The organism is Arthrobacter sp. H20, assembly GCF_000520515.1.
In the GTDB taxonomy this organism is placed as follows: domain Bacteria; phylum Actinomycetota; class Actinomycetes; order Actinomycetales; family Micrococcaceae; genus Arthrobacter_D.
In genome coordinates this window covers 1-15,620 of record NZ_AZRY01000180.1, presented here as the reverse complement: position 1 = coordinate 15,620, position 15,620 = coordinate 1, and the positions used below count along the sequence as shown (strand labels likewise).

The following is a 15,620-nucleotide window of genomic DNA, read 5'->3' as shown; positions in this document are numbered from 1 at the left end:
CAACATAGGCCGCGCACCCAGGATTATCACTACGCAGGTACTACCCGTCTTTTGCGGATCGGTACGTAGTTTTGCAGTCGGTTGAAATGCTGACCTACCGGGGAGCCTTCCCGATGTCCTTGCGCGAGGACAATCCCCGCTTGGTGAGGATGCTCTCGACGTGCCCATCCACTGTCCTTATCGATACGCCATGTTCCCTGGCGATCTGCTTTGTTGTCTTGCCTGCGGCGACGTCCGCGGCGATGGTCGCTTCGCGCGGAGTCAGACGGGTAGCCTGGCGCAGTGCTGCCAGTTGCGGGTGCACTCGTTGAAGTTCAGGATCGAGCTGCGAGAGCAGCTTCGATGCACTGCGGACCCCCGGGCTGTTCGATCCTGCTGATGGCGTCAGTAGGCCCCCCAGACAGACGGGAACCAGCAACTCCTGGCCCTGCTCAAGACAAAATTCGGCAGCTTCGACAAGTCTGGAGGCGTTCCCATCGGCGAGCGCGGTCAGCACCGTGTGAAGACTTCGCGCCCGCGGATCGGAGAGCTCTGCGGTGATGCCGATGCCGACGTCGACGGCGCTCCCGCTTCCGCCCTGCACCAGCAACACACTCAGCTCCGCCCGGACCTGCGGACTCGCGGCCTCAGGGGTCATAGCGTTCGCCTGACGCGCTGAAGGGTCAGCGGACGGATCGCCAACCACTCCGAGATAGGCTTCCGCGAGCATCCTGCGTTCCGACGGCCCCCAGTGGGTGAGCCGGCGATACTCCCCCACATATCCCTGCAGACTCGGGTCCCCGATGAGCCAGGATGTATAGGCAGCGAGGGAAACGGCCAGAGGCCTGAACTGCTTGATATCACGTTCTCTGAGCACCACAATGGCCGTCCGGAAGTGAGCAAGAGCGCTCTCGGGCCTGCCCCGCCGAAGCGCTGTTAGTCCGTCCACCACATCCCAAAACCCGATGAGCCGCTTTATCCACGGAGCCCTGCCATCGGTGACCTTGGCTTGGAGCGCGGTCAGCTCCTCCCAGAAGCCACCCCCCGCCATGAGGAACATCAGCCGCGTCAGGACGTGCCCGCCGTAGTTCCGCAGCGGCTCATGATCAAGGACGAGGTCGAGGGCAAGCCCCAGTTCCCGGGTCGAGGCTGAAAGATCACCCCGCCGGCAGTGCAGCTCCCCCGCTACAAGGTGCCAAAACAGAGCCACTCTGGGGTCGGCCGGCAACCCGTTACTTTCGACGACCGGCACCTCGGGAATGATACCGGCGGCGAGCTGCTGCAGGTCCCGGGCGAGCCACCAGACCACTGTGTTCTCAGCGGACGTCCCTGCGGGGCTAACCGCAGTACGACGCCGGATGGCCTGGGCGAGGGCCGAGGTGCCCATCCCGGTAGCCAGGTTGATCTGAAATGTCAGGTTCACCACCGAGGTCATGACCTCGGGCCCCGGATCGCTCAGGACAAGATTTCGGAGGCGAGACAGGGCGAGATCGGTCCGCCCATCGTAGAACTCAGCACGTGCCCGTTGAACTTCGGCGGCTGCAGCGACACCGGTCGGATCTGCCGAAGTATCCGATGGCAGCAACCGCAAGAGGAGTGCGGCCGTGTCCGGCAGGTCAAGGCGGTTGGCCATTACGGCGGAGGTGAGGACGTCGCCGTCGTCGACTGTTACACCCACTGAGAGCTTCCACATCACCCGGTGGATGATGCCCGGCGTATTGGTGAGATCACCCAGATAATGGTGGACACTCTCCCACAGCCGGCGCGACCGAAAGGGCTCAACCCGCTGCCTGATCGCGGCGCCCAGAATGGGTGGTGCGGCCCGCAACCAGATCTGCCCGGCGTCCTCCTGCTGTGACAGCGCGCCTTCCAGAAGGAGAGAGTTGACTGGTTCCACCCCCCACAGGTTGACTACCACCTCCAGCGGTATCTGATGGGCCAGCGCAACGGTGAGCAGGACATCGGTCTCCTGCGGCCCATAGGCAGCTATCAGCCGGAAAATCTGTTCGGCCATCCGGTCGGTCAGGGTCAGCTCGCGCGGCAGAATCCAGACGCCGTCGCGAAGCTGCAACAGGTCCTTAATCTGCCCATCCCGTGTCACCATTTCCAGTAGGACCGGGCTGCCTCCAATAACGTCTCGTATCAGAGTGCTCGACAGGGTCGGAAGGGTCCCACCCAGGATGTCTGCAAAGTACTCTGTGATGTCGGCGGCGGTCAGCACCGGGATCTGGACCTCCTCGATGAAGCCATCGGCCAGCGCGATTTCCAGTTCAAGAGGGATCAGGCTACGGGGGCCGCTGCGGATGAGTAAGCCGATGTGAGCGGATTCCGCGAGCCTGGTCAGCACAGCAATGCTCGCCGTATCGAGGTGCTCGGGATTACGCACCACCACAACACAGCTTTTGCCGTTGGTCAGCCGTTCGATTCTCTCGCGTACCGCTGAGAGAACCTCCAGCTCCGATTCGAAGTCAATGTCCGGTGAATCCTGAAGTAGCGGGGCCAACGGGGCATAGGGGACTCCCGAAAAGGAAAGGGTTCCCTGCACGCCAACCGTGTGGAAAGGATCAGCGGAGGCCACGATACGCGAGAGCAGGAAGTCGCCACCGAAGACCGACGAGGTGGTAAGGAGTAGGCCTCCGGATTGGGAAGTCACCAGTTCCCGTCCCGCCGCCTGAAGCACTCCATCCAGGGTGCTCAACCTGGGATTGTCAGCGGGGGCCGAACGTCTCACGCACCACCCAATTCAACAGCATCGTCCGGTGGCTGCAGTGCCTGCCGTAGTTGCTCCCGGGTAGAGACGCCGAGCTTCCGGTAGGCATTCTGCAGGTGGCGTTCGGCAGTGCGCGGCGAGATACCCAGCACCGCTGCAATTTCGGAGTTCTTGCTGCGGGACATGGCAAGATCAACCACTTGGCGTTCCCTCCGGGTAAGGATCTCGGTGTCAGCTGGCATCGCAGGGCGCGCGTCCGATCCGGGCACTAACGCCTGAGCCGCTCGCTGCACCTCAGGGAGTTTCACTCTTCCCGCAGCCCGCGATGCCAGGGTGGCTGCGACGCCCGACAATCCACTATTTCCGGCCCTGGCGGCCGCTTGCGCCGCTCTGACGAGCGTCGTCGGATCCCGGGTCAACAGGCCATCGGCAAGCAGGCCATATTGTCGAGCGAGTGGTCCGGTTGTTGACCTCGCACACCGTTCGAGGCGTTTGAGGTCCAGTTCATTGAAGCTGTCCATCGATGCTGGATCAATGTCGCCTTCCCGCTCCAAAAGCACCACAGATCCGAGCGCGAAGAGCTGGAGGCCGCGAAGCCCGCTAAGCCGCCGATCGCCCGCCAGCTCTTTGAACTCGGCGACCGCATGATTGATCGTGTCCTGCTGGGTGAACAGGTCAGCACACCGGGTAACGAACCAGCCGAACGTGTCGGTGGAGTTCACTTCGCCATGCTCGCCGACGGCGGGTGCCTGTCGTGGCTGCCGGGAAATAAGCTGGGGGAGCAAGAATGTGGACTGCTCACCGAACAGCAGGCAGCCCGGCCGCCGCAGGACATTCTGGGTGATCAGGTCGTTGAGTTCGCCCCATTCACCGTTGAGGAACAGGACACGGCAATAGGCAGCTTCTCCGATTTCTCGAACCATAGCTGACCGCACGCTGCGGTAGCCCAGACCACTGTCGATGGTCAGGAGGCGGGCGCGGGCTGAATCGCCGCAGACCGCGTAGGCTTCAGCAGCGAGCATGGTGACCAGGTAGCGGGAGTCATGGCCGTCCGGGAGGTCGGTGGATCGGTACAGCTCCAGCAACCGCTGGTAATTGCCAGTCCGACGCAGGACCAGGAGCTCAGCCATGCGGTCCCCCGCCGCCTGTTCCGGCGTCGAGGTCCGGGCCGCAAAGACCGACTGCACCAGTTGGCTGAGGGCTGCCTCATCAGCCGGTGGCGCCATCGACATCTCAGGCGCGTCGTTCTGGCCGGTGAGCACGCGCTCACCTTGCTCAGGCTGACCCAAAAACCAGTGGGCCTCGGACTGGACGCGCACCGACAACCAGGTTCGCCACTTCACTGCCGAAACGAGGTCGAGAGCGATACGTGGCGAATAAGCGCGCATCGCGTCGTCGGCGGCCGCCAGAAGCGCTGCGTCGTTGACGTCGATTCCGCGCTGCAGTGCCCAGACAATGTTGGCGCCGGGCGGTCGTACCCCGCGCTGCGACATCCCAGGCTCGACAATCGTCGTCCAAATCTGGTGGGCTCTGGAGTTGCCGAGGGTCTGGCGCAGGATGTGCGCCAACCCTTTGCTGTGCAGCCAGTAGGTATTTCCGCCGTCCCGGGCCTCAATCATGCCCTCCCGCTGCAGACGCTCGAGGGCCCGAATATCGCAATGACGTGCCAACACATCGATATGCACGGACCCGGCGGCCGCGAGTACTTCCAGTGCAGCGCGTTCGTGAGCATTAAGTCTTGACTGCAGGACCGCCAGGCCGCTGTGCAGCGAGCCACTGGTGAAGGGCTCAGCATAATGGGCAGTGGTCTGCCAGATGCCGTCTTCCCTGGCTATATTGCCGTTCTCCTGGGCGTGCGCGGCGAGCATTGTCAGGATTCGCGGGTTGCCCCTGGAGTGCGCATGAAGGGAGTTGGCAACCGAAGTTGAGACCTTCCCCCCCAGGAAGCGTTCGATCACGTTCTTACCCTCGTCGATTGACAGGGCCGAGAGGGTGATAGCTTCCATGGCGCCGCTGTTCACCGCTGCCCTCACCTCGGGGCTATGGTCAACCCGGTTGCAGGACACCAGCAGGGTGACCGAAGTCATTCCCAGCACCATGGTGCACAGCGCCCTGCTCTGCGGGTCCAGGAAGTCGAAATTGTCGATCAGCAGTATCACCGGGCGCTCAGCAGCCAGTTCGCGGAGCTGGGCAGATAACTGGGCAAATACCACCGCTGGGTGGGGAACCGTGCCGGGGTGCAGCCGAACCAGATCGCCCAGCGCCAGGTAGGCCGTCTCACTCCCCCGGGGCGTGCCCCTCAGGCGGACAATATTGCGGTCGGATTCGAGAGCGCGTGCCGCAATTCTCAGAGATTCAGTCTTCCCTGACCCGAATTGGCCCTCGACAACCACTGACACGCCACGCCGAAGCGAGACTTCCAGTTGGGTCATCAACTGGCCGCGGGTTCTGTCACCAGTCATACGTGTCCCCAATGTGGCAAATGTTCGAATGGGAAACTGGCAACTACTACCGCCTCGTTACACACCAACCCCAACACCCGCCAGGGCGCAGGGAATCGTGAAATCTTCCGCTTCTGCAGCCACTGGTTACCCGGCTCATCTCGCCCTGAGAAATGACTGACTCCCAACAGTCACCCCGATGAGGAGATTGCCACATGGTAGCACCTGCTATTGGGGTTGGAAACCCCGGCTGGGCCAGTGCGGCTGGTTCGTCGCTTCGACCCCAACTGCGTCCTAGATTGAGTACTCGGGGGCGGCCCAAACAATCACTTCGGGGTGCTCGTAGAACCGGTAGCCCTGCCCCCTGACCGTCCTCACTGTGTTCGCCAGACGACCCAGTTTGGACCGCAGCCGACGAATGTGTACGTCGATTGTGCGTTCATTGGGCACCTCTTCGGCATTGCGCCACAGCCCGCTGAGAAGCTCTTCCCGACCGACAGTCCGGGTCGCATTTTCGACCAGGTAGTTGAGGAGTTCGAATTCTTTGAAGGTGAGGTTCAGGGTATCGCCGTCGAGGTGAACCTCCCGGCGAGACAGATCAATCAAGACGCCCGTGGGCCGCGGCGCGGCGGGCTGCGCCAGCTGAGACGGTGCCCGACGGGCAACTGTCGGATCACCCAGGGCCTGCCGGACGACGTCGATATCGCTCCCGACGGAGTCGGCCGGAGCCAGCGCAACGGCTGCATGGCTCTGGGCCTGGGGAACGAGCGTGCGCACATACGCCCTCACGTCCTGGGCGAGGTTGGTGAGCGTGGTGCCGCTACCCGCGGCAGTTTCCTCGTCCAGGGCAACGTAGAGCACAAATCCCCGCGCGGTGGTGTCTCCCGTGACAGGTTGCGGGCCTGGCACCCCGTTGGGTGTAACCACCGGTGTGGGTGCTGTGTCGGGGTGGGCGCTGTCCGCAGCACCATCCACCGCTTGTAGGGGACGGTACCGGGATGCCGGTTGGTCCTGTGCCGGCACCTCACCATAGGGCACGAAGGACTGACTCGGCTGGTGGGAGCGGCCTTGAAGACTGGCGCGGCTCTGTGCGTTACGAAGGGAAATGTGGACGTATCCAGATGCTACTGACATAGAACGTTTGCCTCTACGTGGATGGCCGTCATCACGGCGCGAATGCGGGGGTATGCCCGGTCGAGATGGCTTCAGTGGAGCCCGCCGTTGGGCTAGGGGTGCGTAACGGGTGTGGGTAAGCCGTTACGCGTGCATTCGACACCAGCGCATACCACGTTCAGGCTGTTTGCCTGCTGTGCCTGCTGAAGCTGGAGATGCCGATGAGTGGGTAAACACATTACAAATTATTGCACGTCACATTCCTTTACGCGCAAGTAACAATGTTTAGCCACAGCTCAGGGGCCGCAAATCTCCGGGTTACGAAACCCTGGGCCGGGGCCGATCCTGGGTCAGGTCCCGGGTGCAGTCCGCGGCGGGGAAGCTAGCCGACCACTCCGTACAGGCGATCGCCTGCATCTCCGAGGCCCGGCACAATGTAGGCGTTTTCGTTGAGCTTCTCGTCGATGGAGGCCAGGACGATGGTCACGTTGGCGTCCTCGAGCTCGGCCTGCAGCGTGGCGAGGCCTTCGGGGGCGGCGAGCAGGCAAATACAGGTGACATCGGCGGCGCCGCGCTTGAACAGGAACTTGATAGCTTCGCGCAGGGTCCCACCGGTGGCGAGCATCGGATCGAGGACAAACACCTGCCGGCCCGTCAAATCATCGGGCAGCCGCTCCGCGTACGTGATGGCCTCGAGGGTTTCCTCGTTGCGGGCCATCCCCAGGAATCCCACCTCAGCAGTGGGAACCAACCGGGTCATGCCTTCCAGCATGCCCAGGCCGGCACGAAGAATCGGGACAACGAGGGGTGTGGGCTTCACCAGCCCCGTCCCAATGGTGGTGGTTACTGGGGTTTCGATCTCGACGGGTTGCACCCGCACGCCGCGAGTCGCCTCATAGGCGAGGAGCGTCACCAGTTCCTCCGTCAGCTGCCGGAACACCGGTGAAGCCGTGTCCTTGTCCCTGAGGACTGTGAGTTTGTGGGCCACAAGGGGATGATCTACAAGCAGTACGCGCATAACTCAAAAGTATCATTGGGGGCATGCCGCCAAACCCCCTCGGAACCGACCCGCTCCATTCCCAGTGGATGGGCCTTGCCCTCGAGGCAGCTCACTGTGCTCTGGAGACGGCTGATGTGCCGATCGGCGCCGTCGTCGTCGGTCCTGATGGAACGGTACTGGGGACCGGCTGGAACGAACGCGAGGCAACCGGCGACCCAACCGCCCACGCTGAGGTGCTGGCGCTGCGCCGGGCCGCCACAGTGGCGGGCAGTTGGCGACTAGAGGGCTGCACCCTGGTTGTGACCCTGGAGCCGTGCGCAATGTGCGCGGGGGCCGCCGTGTTAGCCCGGATACCGCGGGTGGTGTTCGGTGCCTGGGACGCCAAGGCGGGGGCGGCGGGATCAGTCTTTGACGTCCTGCGGGAACGGCGCCTCAATCACTGGACCGAGGTGATTCCCGGGGTGAGGGAGGGCGAGAGCGCTGACTTGCTGAGGGAATTCTTTGCGGCACAACGACAGCGCAGCTGAGCCGAACCAGTTTCGCTCGACGCTGACTCGGTTTCGCTCACAGCAGGTAATGCGTAGGCTGACTAAATCCGGTAGAGCCGCATAGTTTTAAGGAGTAGTTGATGAACTCGCAGCAGGACGGCATGAAGGAACTGAACAAGGTTTTGAAGGATGCTGACATAGCTATCCTCACCACGATCAACGCTGAGGGCCAACTGGTCAGCCGCCCGTTGGCGGTGCAGAAGGCCGAGTTCGACGGTGATCTGTGGTTTTTCACCGATGATCCCTCCCCAAAAGCCGACGAGATTCGCGCCAATCCTCAGGTGAACGTGTCGATCAGCAGTGGCAAAGGCTACGTCTCCATCGCTGGCACCGCTTCCCTGACAAAGGACCAGGCGAAGATCAACGAGTTGTGGAGCCCCTCGGTGGAGCCCTGGTTCGAGAACGGCAAGGACGATCCATCGGTCGCGCTGATCAAGGTCGACGCCGACACCGCCGAGTACTGGACGCTGGACTCCCCGAAGATTGTTTCGGCGTTCAAGATTGCCAAGGGCCTCGTCACAGGCGAACGGGCCGATCCCGGGAAGAACGACGTCGTCGATCTCTAGCGTTTTGGGCCTTGGGCCCGCCAGCCGGTAAAGTAACTGCGTTGGTGACGTGTCCGAGCGGCCGAAGGTGCAACACTCGAAATGTTGTTTGGTGAAAGCCAACGTGGGTTCAAATCCCACCGTCACCGCCAGATGGGAAGGCCCCTGCATCGCCCATAGGGCAAGGGTGCAGGGGCCTTTGCTTTACCCGAAATCAGGCCGGTGGCAACATTTTGGCAACAACTGAGTACGAAACGGCCCTATCGAGAGCGTCGGCAACGGCATCCAGGTCGTCCTCGAACAGTTCGGCGTAGACGTCCAAGGTCATCGCGGCTGAGCTATGCCCAAGCATTCGCTGGACCGCTTTGACGTTTGCCCCGGCACTAACAGCGAAGCTCGCTGCGGAGTGGCGCAAGTCGTGCGGCGTCACCCTCGGTACGTCGGCTCGCTTCACCGCACCTGCGAACCATGATTGGTTATCGTCGTGCACCCGGGCGGAACGCAAATACCCCCCGTCCGCGCCCGAGAAGACGAGCGCGTCCCGTTCCTTGCCTTCGCACTGGCGGGCCAGCGGTTCAGCGAGGAACCGGGGGAACGGGACGGTACGGCGCTTATGGTTCTTGGGTGTGCCAACCTCGATGCGAGAGCCCACCTGGACGGCGTTCTCCTCAACTCGCAGCCGCCGTTTAAGCATGTCCAGATCCTTCACCCGCAGAGCCGCAGCTTCGCCCCATCTAATGCCGCAGTAGGCAAGAACGAGGACGAGCGTCGGATACTTTGATTCCTCGGCCAGGCGGTGAATCTGCTCATGGGAAAGGTATACGTGCTGTTTCTTTACCTTGCGCGGCAGGTTCACGCCCCGCGCAGGGTTGGTGAGAATGCGCCTATCCGCCACAGCTTCATCAAGGATCGACGCGAGCACCCCATATGCGCGGATCACGGTTGTCGCACCTCGCGTCGCTCCGAGTTCAGACACCCAGGTTTGTACCGCTGTCCTGCGTATCTCCGAGACCTGCACCCCACCCCATTTGGGGTGTACATGGACCCTCCACGCCGAATCTACCGGCCTATAGGCCGACGGTTTGAGATGCGATTGCCGCTTCAACCAATCCGGGCCTAAGCCACCAACAGTTGCCCGCGCCGCACCCGGGTCGATGAACTCGCCTCGGGCTTTCGACACTTCCACGGATGCTAGGAAAAGTTGGGCGTCACGCTTCGTGCGAAAGCCCCGCTTCGATGTTTGTTTTCGCTCCGGCGTCCGGTAAATCGCCCGGTAACGGCGTCCAGTTTTGGTGGAATAGGGTTCAATCGTTGCCATTGGCGCCCGCCCGTAGCTCGTTGATAAGAGTGCGCGTGATCTGCCCGCGACGCTGTGGGCTGGCGTCTGCGCCGGCCCGCTTGTCGCGCTCGATGGAAAGGTTGTGACCCCAAAGCGCGAGGGCACGGGAGATCATTTCGTGCTTGTTGAGTCCTAGCGTCCGTGCGGCCCGCTCATCGCCTAGAGAGTACTTTTCAACGTTGAGCTGATGACCGATCGTTGCTTCCGGATACTCAGCCAATGTATTAGCGACCGCCTTAGCTACGGCTTCTGACGTCTCGCTCCAGAATGGCATGGAATCGCCCTTCACCGAGTCCTGTAGTTCTGAACCGAGAGTGGTGAGCTTATCGGTAACAGTCACCGGCCCGTCATGGGCCAGCAGGTCGGACAGGCGAACTTCGGTGGAGGTCGCACGGGCGAGCGCCATGCTGAGCACGATCAGCATTGGAAGGGTCGGATTCAGCTTGCCTCGTTCGAGGTCGACGACGCGCGAGGTCGACCACTTCAGTCCGAAACGTCGCGCTTCGGAAGCGAGCGCATCCAAGGTTACGCCGTGATTGGTCCTGATTCTTCGGGCGTTCTGGCCTATCACGGCGGGCAGACTAATGGGCTTCTTCACAAGACACAGACTAACCGAAATTACGTCTACTTGACACCCATTGAACCACAGTGTTTTATTCAGGTAGCCGCAAATTCGGCTACCTGATCACTTGAAAGGTAATCATGGAAGATAAACTGCTCACTCCTGCTGATCTGGGTCAGATTTTAGACAAGACGCCTGCGTCGCTCGCCCAGTGGCGTTATCTCGGGTACGGCCCCAGATTCGTCAAACTTGGACGCGCCGTCCGCTACCGAGAATCCGACTTAATCGCCTGGCTAAATGCCAACACAACTCAGCGCACCGGCGAGCCCTCCAGCAGCGCCGCCCGATGAACCTGCCCCCCTATACGCCGGAGGCCCTCACCCGTATGGGAAAGCGTCTCGCGGCACAAAAGACGCACAGAGCCTACCGCGCCATTGCCGGGTCGGGGCAGGTTCACACAGGAACAAAAACATGACCGCTATAGCGCCCGGCGTCATACTCGATCCAGGAAGCCATCTCGAAGGTAGGAGCCGGCAGGACAACGCCATTGATCGCGGGGAAGCCACGTTCACCGACCTCCTACAAGCACTCGGGCATGATGGCACGGAGCACGTCACCATCGCCTGGAGTGCCCCAGAAGGTAACTTCCGGCAACAAACTATGACTGCAGCCGCTGCGCCCGCGTTCGTCGAAGCCCTCCCGGTTGGGACCAACGTCTGGTATTCGGTGAACGCCATGCGCCCCTCCGGGAGCAGGAGTGCCGCGGACGCAACCCGTTGGACCTCTCTATGGGCCGATCTTGATGTCGCGACCAATATTAAGCAGAACGGACTTCCCGGCTTCGATGTAGCGTACGCGGTCATCAAGGTCCTCTCGGGCATGCTGGCCACCCGGCCGGCGGTCATTGTGTCAAGCGGGCACGGGCTGCAGCCCCTCTGGTTGATTGACCCGACCGATCCCGCAGCGGATCTCACAACCGAATCGGCCCGCACCGTGGCCACGGACTCCCTCAAAGGCTGGGGCCGCCTCGTGAAGCAGGTCGTCGAGGACCACGGCGGCAAAGCCGACAACGTTTTCGACCTGCCGCGCCTCCTACGCGCCCCCGGAACCGTCAACACCAAACCCGGAATGGAGCCGGTACCTGCAACGGCGGTACTCGACGCAGGGCAACCCCTCACCATCACCGGTATCGTAGACGTCCTAGGCTTGTTCGCGCCGCAACCAGGGGCGCCAGCGCTCTCGGCGGGCACCGTCGCCGCTCATATCGACGTCGCAGCGTACGAGGCGATGACACCAGAGCGGCGGGCCGCCCTTGACAGCTACGTTAGCGCCGCAGTTCGGGCGATCATCGACGAGCTCCGGGCATCCAAGTCTTGGCTGATAGGGCACACAGACGCGCAGGGACGCGGGTGGGAGAAGCTGCAAGCCGACGCTGCGAACAAGCTAGCGAGGTTCGCCAGAGCAAACTGGAACGGGTACACCCTCGCCGACGCGTGCCGGGACTTTGACGCTGCCGCTCCCACCGATCAGTTGTGGACGGCCCGACAGGTCAGGGAGAAATTCGACGCGCAAGCCTACCGACGCGAGCCAGTACCCATGCCCGCGCTCCACGCCCAGGCCTCAACACCATTCGCAACTTACGGGGCGCAGGCACCAGGTCCGCCGAAGCCCCTGACGGACGCGGCAAGGCACGCCGCCTCAACTCCGGCAGGAGCGGTGAAACCAGACGCACCCGGCACGCATCGCGAAGTCATTCTCACTCCCGCCGCGGAAATCAAACCCCTGCCTGTTTTCTGGCTCTGGGAAGGACGCCTGGCGCTAGGAACACTCGGCCTCCTAGCCGGCCGGCAAGGCTTGGGTAAATCCACCCTCGCCTACTGGCTTGCCGCCCGCATAACCCGCGGTGACCTGCCCGGCCAGTTCGCCGGCACCCCGAAATCCGTGCTCGTCTGCGCCACCGAAGACTCCTGGGAACACACCATCGTTCCCCGGTTGATCGCCTCAGGCGCCGACCTTGAGCGCGTTTACCGGATAGAAGTACACGCAGACCACATCCACGTGGGCCTATCCCTGCCGCGCGACAACCACGCAGTCGGGAGAGCAGCGTCCGAATCAGACGCCGCCCTGCTACTCCTAGACCCACTCATATCCCGGCTCGGAGACCTGGACACGCACCGAGACAGCGAAGTGCGGCAAGCTCTCGAACCTCTCGTATCCGTTGCAAGCCGCTCCAACATGGCCGTACTCGGCCTCATTCACCACAACAAATCAGGATCCGGCGACCCCCTACAGTCCGTCATGGGATCAACCGCCTTCTCCGCCGTCGCTCGTTCCGTCCACACGGTCATCCCGGACCCCGACGACGAAACAGAAAACAGAAAACTGTTCGGAACACCGAAAAACAATCTCGGTCGGACGAACCTACCCACGCTCGCGTTCACCGTCGAGTCATTCCCCGTCCCCACCGACCACGGCGACGCCTGGACCGGTTACATCAAATGGGGTGAGGAACACAACGGAACGATCAGCGAAGCCATGGGCCGCGCCGCAAGAAACGGAAGCGACGACGACAAAACCGCCATACAAGACGCCGCGGACTGGCTCGAGGACTTCCTCACAATGGAAGGCCCCGAAGTCGAATCCGCAATTGTGAAAGATCGGGCGAGGAAAGCCGGGCACTCCGAATCCACCCTGAAACGGGCGAGGACCAAACTCCGCGTCGTTTCACGTTCCAGCGGTTTCCCAAGGACAAGCAAGTGGTCATTGCCGGATAAAGCGGCAGTTAGGTCACAGCCAGTCCCAAAACCCTGGGGAGAAGAACTAACTGAACTGACTGAACCAACTGGGGTCCAGTCGGCCCAGTTGGTCCAGTCAGTACCTGTCAGGGACGAGCTGAACCCACTGTCACTCCCGACCGCCCATAACCTGCAAAACGGCGCCGAGCGCTGCCGTCTCCACGCCAGACCGAAGCCCGATGCCTGCTACACCTGTGCCGAGAAAGTACGAACTCAACCAACCAGCAAGGAGAAAACATCATGATCAGCAACCACACCCCCGCCGCGACACAGGAGCCATCGATGTACCGGGAACACGTCCGCGCGTACGGCAGCCAGGTAGAAGCAGCCGCCGTATTCCTCGATATGAGCCACAGCGCCGTGGATGAGTACGAAAACCACGCCTTCAAGCAATCCCTCCTCAAAGCGTTGGCGCTCGGCCAGCAGGCCCAGGTCCATGCCACGCTCGCCCAGGCCGATGCCACTCAAGCGGTCGCCGACGCAATCCGGGCGGCGGCCCTCACCCCATGACACGCTCTACACGGGCCGAGCGGGCCACCAAGACATCCGGCCCCCGCCTCGAAGCCAAGCTCGCCGCCCTGGACTTTCCACCCATCCCCGAGCAGCCGCCCACCCCACACAGACCCCCACCGGTCCCGCCGGCCCGATGCGCCCTGGCAGACACCCCCACCGTCCAAGACACCATCCTCGAGCTCCTGCCCGACCACGAGCGCATCGGCCGTGCCTGGCGGGTCCTCGCTGACCCAGCGGCCACCATCGCCGCCGAACGCATCCACGCCCACGACCAAAGGCGAGCGAGGGATGCGCGGCAGGACGCGCTCGGTCGGGAAGCCGTCGCCGGTTTGATGGGCGAGCTGATACCACCGGATAGGAGCGAACAATTGTGAGTGAACAGACCACGAGAGGCGACGCGACGACGCCGCCCGAATTCAGGGCGCTCCTCCAAGCCCGCAGCGGAGCAGTGATGCCCTGTGGGAGAACGACAGCGAGTCGACGAGTGACAACTCCCAAGGGCGGACTGCCTGGCTGTGTCGCTCGTGTGGTGCTCAGCGCGTGCAGGAGCTGCCCACGAGCCGCCGGCGAACGAGACGGAGTGGAGCGGTGAGACAGCGGCACGGCGCAAAGCCGACCGCCGGCGCTCCCTAGCCGCCTGACCGGCACCACGCTCCGCACAGCGCGCCCTGGCAGGGTAGGGGGCGTCTCGATCGCTGTCTATCGGCGGCGCCTCCCCGCCTCGGTAGCTGCGGGTGCAGAGTCTCAGAATGTAGACCCCCCTTCGGCACGGACTGTGCTGGCATAATGCCGTCAAGTATCTGAACGGTGACGGACAGGACATCAGCCTGATCTCCGCACACCAGTTAACTAGTCGTCGCAACTCGGACCCAATGGGCACGACTTGCCACGTGCAGAACGAACTATTGCCGTGCCATAGGGTGTGAGGGTCTCACAACATATGATTGAGGTTGATTTGTTGGATCAGGGTATAGACGAGCTATCGATCGGAAGCGAACCGTCGTATTGGTTTGCCGGGGCTTATTTCGGGGATAGGTTTCCTCCAGACCAGCTCGATCGTTTCATTCAAGAAGGCATCTGGGAAAACGGTTTCGACGATCAGCTGCTTGAGCAGGTGCGCTCGATGCGGGCCGGAGATAAGATTGCAGTGAAGTCCGCTTACACTCGCAAGAACGAACTACCCTTCGACAGTGGTGGAAATTTTGTGTCCGTTATGGCGATACGCGCCACCGGCACAATTCTCGGCAATCACCAGGACGGCAAACGCGTCGATGTTGCCTGGGACCCCGCACCGTTGAAGGTTCGCGAATGGTACTTCCATACCAATCGTTCAACGCTCTGGAAAGTCGATCCTTCTAACTGGATGGGTCGCGCCCTAATACGGTTCACGTTTCATGAGGAGGATCAGGATCTGGACGCATTTCGCGGAGATCCTTTTTGGAAATCAAGATATGGTGCCACAAATAATGTAGCCTCGCACATGCACCTCCCATGGACGCATTTCTATACTGAGTTCGCGACTCAACTACTCCAGTTCAAGAACCGCCGGCCTGATCTGTTGAGGTTGATTGAGGGCGTTGCCACGACGGTACCTCTTCTGGGGTATCTACTCAGCGATCGACTGAACAAAGTCGACTTAACAGCCACCGATATTTGCCCTTTCACTGTAATGGGCTCCTTCAACCGGCGCGTGACAAACGAGAATAGAACGCTAATTGCAAGCAGTCTCGCCGCAGCTCTCGGCGTGCAGGCCCAACCTCCGACGACTTTCGAAGCGATCCCAATCCTTAACGCTCAAAACTCCCGGTTTTATAGATCTAAGGACAGCCGTAAACCGGCGGATATAGACACACTTTGGGATGTCTTTGAGAAAGCACTCAAATTTGCCGGCAACGACGAAGACACGTCTCGCGACGACTTCATTCTGTCCTATGACGCCGCGCAAGATGTGTCCAACGTCAGCGCTAATCTAACCATGGGCTTGTTTTGGATCAGGCCCTGGAATTACGTTTCCTTAGACAAGAACACTCGCAGTTACATCACCGACTGTCTGGAACTGTCAGACCCTATGGCCG

Annotated in this window: 12 protein-coding genes, 1 tRNA gene and 2 pseudogenes; 8 read left to right on the top strand and 7 right to left on the bottom strand. The window is 61.7% G+C overall.

Features of this window, described 5'->3' with window-relative positions:
* Window positions 1-94 precede the first annotated feature (94 nt).
* The 4 genes from Y703_RS0100600 to upp form a co-directional block, all read right to left on the bottom strand.
* Entirely contained in the window at window positions 95-2,677 is a 2,583-nt protein-coding gene (locus Y703_RS0100600; protein ID WP_155849344.1) for a helix-turn-helix transcriptional regulator, read from the bottom strand.
* 29 nt (window positions 2,678-2,706) lie between these two features.
* Window positions 2,707-5,151, bottom strand: a complete 2,445-nt coding sequence (locus Y703_RS0100595; RefSeq protein WP_026551185.1) for a helix-turn-helix transcriptional regulator — start codon at window positions 5,149-5,151, stop codon at window positions 2,707-2,709.
* Between the two features lie 273 nt (window positions 5,152-5,424).
* Window positions 5,425-6,264, bottom strand: coding sequence for a winged helix-turn-helix domain-containing protein (locus Y703_RS0100590; RefSeq protein WP_026551184.1), 840 nt, complete (start codon window positions 6,262-6,264; stop codon window positions 5,425-5,427).
* Between the two features lie 361 nt (window positions 6,265-6,625).
* Entirely contained in the window at window positions 6,626-7,261 is a 636-nt protein-coding gene (gene upp / locus Y703_RS0100585) for a uracil phosphoribosyltransferase (protein ID WP_026551183.1), read from the bottom strand.
* Window positions 7,262-7,284: 23 nt separating this feature from the next.
* Here upp and tadA point away from each other — a divergent pair, with 23 nt between their 5' ends.
* The 3 genes from tadA to Y703_RS0100570 all read left to right on the top strand — a co-directional run bounded on the left by tadA (window position 7,285) and on the right by Y703_RS0100570 (window position 8,488).
* Window positions 7,285-7,770 (top strand): tRNA adenosine(34) deaminase TadA, encoded by a 486-nt coding sequence (gene tadA, locus Y703_RS0100580; protein WP_026551182.1) that lies wholly within the window; start codon window positions 7,285-7,287, stop codon window positions 7,768-7,770.
* A 101-nt stretch (window positions 7,771-7,871) separates the two neighbouring features.
* Window positions 7,872-8,357: a pyridoxamine 5'-phosphate oxidase family protein gene (locus Y703_RS0100575; RefSeq protein WP_026551181.1), complete on the top strand. Its 486-nt coding sequence runs from the start codon at window positions 7,872-7,874 to the stop codon at window positions 8,355-8,357.
* 43 nt (window positions 8,358-8,400) lie between these two features.
* A tRNA-Ser gene (locus Y703_RS0100570) sits at window positions 8,401-8,488 on the top strand.
* 62 nt (window positions 8,489-8,550) lie between these two features.
* On the opposite strand, the gene Y703_RS0100565 is transcribed toward Y703_RS0100570, so the two are convergent.
* The 3 genes and pseudogenes from Y703_RS0100565 to Y703_RS0100560 all read right to left on the bottom strand — a co-directional run bounded on the left by Y703_RS0100565 (window position 8,551) and on the right by Y703_RS0100560 (window position 10,273).
* The gene (locus Y703_RS0100565) at window positions 8,551-9,276 is read right to left on the bottom strand and encodes a tyrosine-type recombinase/integrase (protein WP_343212860.1); all 726 of its coding nucleotides are present in this window, start codon (window positions 9,274-9,276) and stop codon (window positions 8,551-8,553) included.
* A gap of 246 nt (window positions 9,277-9,522) precedes the next feature.
* Window positions 9,523-9,654, bottom strand: a pseudogene (locus Y703_RS23285) (Arm DNA-binding domain-containing protein); the annotation flags it as partial.
* On the bottom strand, window positions 9,641-10,273 hold the full coding sequence (locus Y703_RS0100560; RefSeq protein WP_155849343.1) for a helix-turn-helix domain-containing protein: 633 nt from the start codon (window positions 10,271-10,273) through the stop codon (window positions 9,641-9,643). The gene Y703_RS0100560 and the pseudogene Y703_RS23285, both read right to left, overlap by 14 nt.
* 104 nt (window positions 10,274-10,377) lie before the next feature.
* On the opposite strand from Y703_RS0100560, the gene Y703_RS0100555 reads away from it, so the two are divergent.
* From Y703_RS0100555 to Y703_RS0100535, 5 genes and pseudogenes are all read left to right on the top strand, one after another.
* Window positions 10,378-10,587, top strand: coding sequence for a helix-turn-helix transcriptional regulator (locus Y703_RS0100555; protein ID WP_026551178.1), 210 nt, complete (start codon window positions 10,378-10,380; stop codon window positions 10,585-10,587).
* A gap of 121 nt (window positions 10,588-10,708) precedes the next feature.
* The gene (locus Y703_RS20595) at window positions 10,709-13,276 is read left to right on the top strand and encodes an AAA family ATPase (protein WP_051427165.1); all 2,568 of its coding nucleotides are present in this window, start codon (window positions 10,709-10,711) and stop codon (window positions 13,274-13,276) included.
* Window positions 13,273-13,542, top strand: a complete 270-nt coding sequence (locus tag Y703_RS0100545) for a hypothetical protein (RefSeq protein ID WP_026551177.1) — start codon at window positions 13,273-13,275, stop codon at window positions 13,540-13,542. Before Y703_RS20595 ends, Y703_RS0100545 begins: the two co-directional genes overlap by 4 nt.
* Window positions 13,539-13,919 (top strand): hypothetical protein, encoded by a 381-nt coding sequence (locus tag Y703_RS0100540; protein WP_026551176.1) that lies wholly within the window; start codon window positions 13,539-13,541, stop codon window positions 13,917-13,919. Before Y703_RS0100545 ends, Y703_RS0100540 begins: the two co-directional genes overlap by 4 nt.
* A 566-nt stretch (window positions 13,920-14,485) precedes the next feature.
* Window positions 14,486-15,620 (top strand): annotated as a pseudogene (locus tag Y703_RS0100535) (AAA family ATPase); the annotation flags it as partial.

What these genes read in the sequence shown, in the direction of transcription:
- Y703_RS0100595 (WP_026551185.1), bottom strand. Translation starts at nt 5,151, where the DNA reads ATGACTGGTGACAGAACCCGCGGCCAGTTGATGACCCAACTGGAAGTC.
- Y703_RS0100590 (WP_026551184.1), bottom strand. Translation starts at nt 6,264, where the DNA reads ATGTCAGTAGCATCTGGATACGTCCACATTTCCCTTCGTAACGCACAG.
- upp (WP_026551183.1), bottom strand. Translation starts at nt 7,261, where the DNA reads ATGCGCGTACTGCTTGTAGATCATCCCCTTGTGGCCCACAAACTCACA.
- tadA (WP_026551182.1), top strand. Translation starts at nt 7,285, where the DNA reads ATGCCGCCAAACCCCCTCGGAACCGACCCGCTCCATTCCCAGTGGATG.
- Y703_RS0100575 (WP_026551181.1), top strand. Translation starts at nt 7,872, where the DNA reads ATGAACTCGCAGCAGGACGGCATGAAGGAACTGAACAAGGTTTTGAAG.
- Y703_RS0100555 (WP_026551178.1), top strand. Translation starts at nt 10,378, where the DNA reads ATGGAAGATAAACTGCTCACTCCTGCTGATCTGGGTCAGATTTTAGAC.
- Y703_RS20595 (WP_051427165.1), top strand. Translation starts at nt 10,709, where the DNA reads ATGACCGCTATAGCGCCCGGCGTCATACTCGATCCAGGAAGCCATCTC.
- Y703_RS0100545 (WP_026551177.1), top strand. Translation starts at nt 13,273, where the DNA reads ATGATCAGCAACCACACCCCCGCCGCGACACAGGAGCCATCGATGTAC.
- Y703_RS0100540 (WP_026551176.1), top strand. Translation starts at nt 13,539, where the DNA reads ATGACACGCTCTACACGGGCCGAGCGGGCCACCAAGACATCCGGCCCC.